Source organism: Acetobacterium sp., assembly GCF_041752335.1.
In the GTDB taxonomy this organism is placed as follows: Bacteria; Bacillota; Clostridia; order Eubacteriales; family Eubacteriaceae; genus Acetobacterium.
Genome location: NZ_JBGSHG010000090.1, coordinates 1 through 6,698 on the forward strand (window position 1 = coordinate 1; position 6,698 = coordinate 6,698).

The 6,698-nt window shown below is 36.7% G+C and carries 6 protein-coding genes; 1 reads left to right on the forward strand and 5 read right to left on the reverse strand.

The window, feature by feature from the left end; genetic code table 11:
• Positions 1-129: 129 nt before the first annotated feature.
• Positions 130-1,014, forward strand: coding sequence for a DUF5050 domain-containing protein (locus ACEW8F_RS11545; RefSeq protein WP_373483619.1), 885 nt, complete (start codon positions 130-132; stop codon positions 1,012-1,014).
• A 193-nt stretch (positions 1,015-1,207) separates the two neighbouring features.
• Here ACEW8F_RS11545 and ACEW8F_RS11550 read toward each other — a convergent pair whose 3' ends face one another.
• The 5 genes from ACEW8F_RS11550 to ACEW8F_RS11570 all read right to left on the reverse strand — a co-directional run.
• Positions 1,208-2,539, reverse strand: a complete 1,332-nt coding sequence (locus tag ACEW8F_RS11550; RefSeq protein ID WP_373483620.1) for a chitobiase/beta-hexosaminidase C-terminal domain-containing protein — start codon at positions 2,537-2,539, stop codon at positions 1,208-1,210.
• A 203-nt stretch (positions 2,540-2,742) separates the two neighbouring features.
• Complete coding sequence (locus tag ACEW8F_RS11555; protein WP_373483621.1) at positions 2,743-3,984, reverse strand: chitobiase/beta-hexosaminidase C-terminal domain-containing protein; 1,242 nt, start codon at positions 3,982-3,984, stop codon at positions 2,743-2,745.
• 59 nt (positions 3,985-4,043) lie between these two features.
• Positions 4,044-4,367, reverse strand: coding sequence for a hypothetical protein (locus tag ACEW8F_RS11560; RefSeq protein WP_373483622.1), 324 nt, complete (start codon positions 4,365-4,367; stop codon positions 4,044-4,046).
• A 217-nt stretch (positions 4,368-4,584) separates the two neighbouring features.
• Positions 4,585-5,790 (reverse strand): zinc ribbon domain-containing protein, encoded by a 1,206-nt coding sequence (locus tag ACEW8F_RS11565; RefSeq protein WP_373483623.1) that lies wholly within the window; start codon positions 5,788-5,790, stop codon positions 4,585-4,587.
• 124 nt (positions 5,791-5,914) lie between these two features.
• The coding region (locus ACEW8F_RS11570) for a hypothetical protein (RefSeq protein WP_373483624.1) at positions 5,915-6,698 on the reverse strand (784 nt) is incomplete at its 5' end.

The following is a 6,698-nucleotide window of genomic DNA, read 5'->3' on the forward strand; positions in this document are numbered from 1 at the left end:
CTGGCAAAAAGTATTCAAAAGTTGCGCAGATGGTACTCTGTTAAAAAGAGATTGGACGACCATCTGCTAATGAACAAAATTGTGTTGGCAAGTGCACAACTTTTCGAGACCAAACGCTAAACTTTTTGATTGACAAACACAGATAATTGCATTTACAAAAAAGCCGGCAACGAAACCAGTTTGATTTTTAAAGATACCATTGACTCCATTCAGTCTGACCTCAATATTGTGGATGGTTGGTTATATTATTGCAGTACGCTCTCCACAGGTACCGAATCCAGTTTCAAAAAAATGAAAGTTGATGGCAGTAACATCACTTTAATATTCTCATCTAAGGTTAATACTAATTATCATTACTCAATCGCTAATAACCATATCTATTACTATTCGCATCATGTCGGAACAAAAGCTGGTGCTGTATATTCAATGAACTTAGATGGAACTAATACAAAAACAGTTATTGAAAACTGCTTAGTTTACACGATTGATAATGGCTGGATCTATTATCGCCCTGGAGAATATTTGAATCCCAAAGGTCTTTACCGAATGAAGCCTGATGGTACTCAGCAAGAATGCCTATTTGAAGATCTCGACGCTTATGCAACAATCTGGGTTAATGACGACTCAATCTATATGTTAAATAAGCATTTGCTATCTAAAGCAACGCTCTCAGAGAAGAATTTTGCACCTCTAAGCAATGACAAAATCGACTATATTAACATTCATAATAACTGGATCTACTACACCTCTGCCGATTCGCTAACCATTAAAAAAATGAAGTGTGATGGCAGTAAAGTGACAACGCTTATTGCCCAAACAGATGAAGAAATCGCTACCGCTTATGGTCCGCTTAGAGATCATAACTTAACTGAATCTGATCGAAAAACTGCCTATACCTTGCCGAATATTTCCGGTAACAATCTTTATTATCTAACTCTCGGTTTTAAAGATGGTGGTATTTGTTGTGTGGCCAATTTAGATGGGAGCAATATCACAAAATTAGGAAACCGTTGACCACGACTCCGATTATCTTTTATACTCTCCGCTTCAATCAAAATAAAATTTTCAACAAACACCCCCTCTTAACATCAATAACAAAGACCATCCCGATTAATTATTTTAATACTACTCCGGATGGTCTTTTTGTCAATCACACTAAATAATCGATTCTCAAATTATTTTTCATGACGCATATCGTTCAAGAAATTTATTCCGAATATACGTATGTTTCACCATCAACCTTGATTTTTCCGTCATTAGGAGCCCCTTTGTCTACCATAAGCGCATGAGTTGCTGTTCCTGCAAAGATCCAAATTATCGTATCCGATTTTATATCAACTCGATATGCAACTAAAGTCGATTGTATTCCGTCAGTCCTATTACCAAAAGAACAGTCGTTTCCTGAAAAAATCAGTATGTACTTATCACCAACCCATTTTCCTTGTATTTCATCGGGAATTAACCAATTCGTTTTAACAGTATAAGTACCTACTATTACTGGACTTTTAACCCCCTGCTCATTTACCTCAATCAATTTAACTGTGATATCGCCAGGCTGCATAGAAATAGGCGCAGTATATTCAGAAGAAATAATACTGGGTTCGGTTCCATCAATAGTATAGTAAACCTTATCCGCTGCATTGCCTTTAATAATTTCCAGCGTTTGTGCTCCCTGATATTCGCCGGGCGCTAAATTAAAGCTCGGTTTTTTTACAATATAGCTTTCTTTTTTCTGGATATAGCTTTGATCGCCGGTCGCATTGGCTGCTCTTTCCAGTAAAGCCAGAATTTCAGCCTCTGTTTTTCCGGACTTTATGTAGGCGCCGATCAATTGATTATACAGTTTTTTGAGTTCTTCTTTATCCTGGGTATTTCCGATTTGTTTTTCTGTTAGATCAATGACCTTAGCATATTCATTGATCTGGCTGTACAGATCGGCAATTTGAATAATCGTCTTTGTTTCACCAGGTTCTTTTTTCAAAACTTCATCAATCAGGTCGACCCCTTGATCTTTACGTTGAGTATTGATATAAACGTCTGCCATTAGGACTTTCCCATTGTCGGTAAAGTCAATGGCTTTAGCATTTTCTAATTGGGTTTCAGCTTCAGAATAATTATCAAGACCTAAATAAGAAGCCCCTTTTCCTTCATATGCCGCAACTTGTTTCGGTTCAATGGTGATTACTTCATCAAAAGCAAGAATCGCTTCTTCATATTTACCCTCTTCCAGGTATTTCTCTCCGAGATCAAGCGCCTTGTTCATTTGAGATGTTTTCATTTGCGAAAGAATCAGAAAAGTACCCCCCAAAAAAATAATCACTCCCACCAAGAGTCCTAAAATAATATAACCCCGCTTGGATTTCTTATAACCTATCAGATTTTTTCCATTCTCCAACGCTTCAGTTACTTCTTCGGGGACTTCAACTGATTGAGAAATCAAATTTTCTTCAATTAATGGTTTATCTTCACTTTCTTGATTTGAATCTTGAATCTCTGACTTTCCTAATTGACAATCCATTGATTCATTATCATTTTTCATGCTTACCTCTCATTCATCTTTTTTCTATCGATTTAGAAAACAAACGCCCCAGCGGAAATGTCAAATATCCGTTCCGGTTTATTGTCAATTATCCTGTAGGTGTCAAAGATATTTTTTTAGAAGATGTCAAGCTTTGGTAACTTCCTGAAATTACCAATTCAGGAATGGCATCACCGGAGATATCTTCCACTCCAAATAATTTCCTAAAAAACTATTATCTCTGAAATAGCCGTATCGTGAACGCCATCATCCGATCCCGCCACTACGTTTCGGATCACAAAACGTATCGTATCCCCATTTGAAAGACTTAGGGGATTTACTGAAAATTTTTGTTCACTTCGCGATCTTTCCAATTTACAACTGAATTTGCTCACGTCATTTACAAGAACTTCCAATTCACTGGGACTCCCATTTTCATTAAAAGCTTTCACACTTTTGAGATAGCCATTTTTAATCAAAAAACCATTTATTGTTATTGGCTGAGATCCGTTATATACCAATTCAATATACTCACCAATTCCATCTCCGGATACGCCTTCAACCCAAGCGGTGTTATCACTCTGATCAAGAACATTACTGGGGCTATAATTGATTCCTCCCATATCCGGTAACGTTGACGAAGCTCGGGCACTAAAACTGCGAATCGATGAACTACCTGAAGATGTTGTTGTTCCTTGTAATTGAACCGTAGATGCCGCCACCTCCTGAACACTATATTCACCCTGAACAACCTTCCCGGCAAATCCATCCTGTCCAATTTCAATCGCTTTGACTGTCGTTTTCCCTATGTTTAGCTCAATTGCAGCGTTATACTCCTTTGAACTGGACGTGGGATCAGAGCCATCAGTAGTATAATAGATTTTGTCATTGTCATTTCCTTTATTGATCTGTAAGGTCTGCTTTGCCTGATAGCTTCCGGGATTGAGGCTAAACGATGGTATCTTTGCTTCATATTCTGATTTTTTCTCGCTGTAAACACTACTTCCGGTTTTTTCAAAAGCTTGATCTAAAAGACTGAACAAATTCTCTTGGGATATTTTATTATTGATCGCCCCTGCAATATAAGCATCAAATATGTGCATTAATTCTTCAGTATCCGTATTCAGTTTAATTGCGTCTTCAAAATATGTTTTTGCTTTATCAAAGTCGCCTGAACCGGAATAAGCATTAGCCGTTCCAATATACGCATCCAAATTGTTCCCATCGATTTTTAATACTTCATCAAAAATCTTAACCGCTTCCTGATATTTTTTATCATTTAATAGCGAATTACCTTTTTCCAGATTCCCTGAAACCAAATTTACTCGATAGAAATACCACCCAAATCCACCGGCTAATCCAATCACCAGCAACGCACAAATCAAAATAAAAATAATCAGGTTTCTTTTTTTGTTGCTGTTTGATTCTATTTCTAATAACGACTCAGTTCTTTCCTCTTCATACATTTAATTGCCGCCTCTCACAAGCACTTTACTTTAATTCGCATTTACTGATGATGCCGATCTCAACCTTCCTGTAAAATTCTTATTTTAATTAATGAATCAGACGTTTTAATTAAATCCCCATCCAATAGTTCATACATATTTATTGAATCCAATGATTCCCCATTTAGTCTGACTTCATTCTTAGAACTGATCAGCTGAATGACCAAGTCACCAGTTTCTAAAACAGAAATCTCAATCTGGCATGGCTCTTCAAATTTATTCTTAGCTAGTGTCTTTTCCTCAGTAACAACTTCTTTTTGGGGGTTGCTTAAGCTGTTGCCGCATTCTTCACAAAAATTGTTTTTTTCTCCATTTTCAAACCCGCATACATTACACTTCATCATTCTTCCTCTTTTCCTTATATTTTTATAGGCGTTTGCGAAACTCAATAAACCCCATGGATAAGCCATTTTTTACATAATATATTTATGCATCTCCTCACCAAATTAGCTTATATTTAACCAAAATGGGCTCGGAATGGCTTGTTTTCGTTAGTTTTTATAATTAGTTTCGCAATTACCTATTATATTTTTATCATCATGCTTTTTCAGAAAACATCTTTTATTCCTGGACTTTTATTTTTGAAGCCAGATAAAAAAACACCAAACCAGCCAACAGAACAGCCACATAAAAAATCGCTTCACTTTGATAGTATCCAACAAACCTAAATTTCACAATGCCTATTAATGATAAAACAGCACCGATAATCTGAAAGAAGACACGCTTCTTTTTGGCCTCACTAAAGTCTTTACTGTTTTCTTCATCCATCGATTCAGCAGATTTAGAGACTGATTTTTTTTCACCTTGAACCGTAACCCTGCCTCCACACTCGGGACAAAACTTTGCATTCAAATTTATTTCCTGAGTACACACCGGACACAACCGCAGCGGTTGTTTTTCCGACTCTCCTAATTCGGCATCATTTTGATTCAACATTACTGTTTCATCGTCCCAGTCATTTTCGACTGGAAATACACTTGGTGCCCCGCAGTTTGGACAATACTTTGAAGTCGGATTAATTTCTGAATCACATTCTAAACACACTCGTTGTTGTGTTTCTTTTACATTAGAACATCCAGTATCATCTGGACACAATACTACCGTATCGCAGTCTGAATCCCTTTGATCCGTTAAATCAATGAACACCCCACAATTTGGACAGTATTTCGATCTACCATTTAATTCTGTACTGCAATTTTTGCACAACTGAAGTTCCGAATTACTTGATTTCCCTTTTTTATTATTAATGTTACCTTCCTGATTTCTAACCAAACTACCATCATCCCTTTCAAATACCACCTGAAGCCGGTTTTTCAGTTTTTTAATCTCACTCCTTTGATGTTCGCTTATTATCCCGTTTTTTTCCGTCCAACCAGTAATTGAAAACAGACACTCCGTAATGCCATCATGATCTGAAAAAGCCACAACTGCTTCAAACAAGGTTGGATCCAGTGCATTCCCATACGCAAATGTGATCCGGTCCTCACTTCTGCTTGTCTCATAAGTTACACACTTCATTGAATTCGGACTTTCAGCGGTTAGAACTTCCTTTGACACTTCTTCCATCAGTACTTTTATCGGTACAGTTGTTTGATAGGACAATTTCTGAAACACCAGATCTTGTCCTTCTTTATGCTCTGAACGATACAAAATATTTTTGTTTGCAACTTTTGAAGCTGCATTTATCCCTTTCGTAAAAACGCTGTCAATAATCCAATAAATTGCTATAAAGACGGCCAAACAAGATATTCCAACTACTACTTCCATCGTCTTACTCTCCTTTATCAGTTTTAAAAACCTTCTGTTTCGTTATTGTATTTTAATTTCATCTTTTAAATTTATTCAATATAATATCATTGATTTAGTCAATCTTAATTAATAATTACCACCACTATAAAGCGATCCAACGAATACCCGTTTTAAGGTTATAACTGTTAATAATTTCGGTTGCATCTTCTTTTGATATCTGAGACCGATTGTGATTTGCATCGGTCTGGAAATAGCTGGGAACATGATCAATTACACAATACTCAATATCCTGGATGATCGTTTCGGTGTTTCCTTCAAGTTTATAAAACCTATCGTTACTTGCATCTGCTCCGCCACTTCCTCTACATCTGATAAATCCGTTCTCACAAATTGTGTAGACAGAACGATATCCCATCGAATTTATATCAAAAATACGTTCTGGCATACCATCCTTCAATCTGTATACGTCATAAATCCGGATGTTTCCTGGTTGATCGAATGTATTTTCAGAGTTATTCATGGCAATCACAAGTTCCGGAAAGGAATCCCCAGAAATATCTTCAAGCATATAATACAATTTTTTCTTCAGACTGCTTGAACTCAGTTCTCTGTTTACATCAGGTAAAGACCTTGTCGCATCGTAGGAAAACCGACTTGCCTCCGCTTTCCTGTATTCATCTAAGATCGGGGCATAAGAAGCGTAGTATTGATAATATGAATTGGTGTATTCACCGATGCTGCTTTTCGCCTGTTCGATTAACGCCTTTATTTCGGTATCACTTTTACCTCCATCAATATAGGCCGGAATTAAAGCATCATACAACTTCTTTAACTTTTCCTTGTCTTTTGTGGTCTCAATTTGTTTTTCTAGAAGCTCAATCTCTTTATCATTTTCATTGATCTGATGATAAAGATCGGCCATCTGT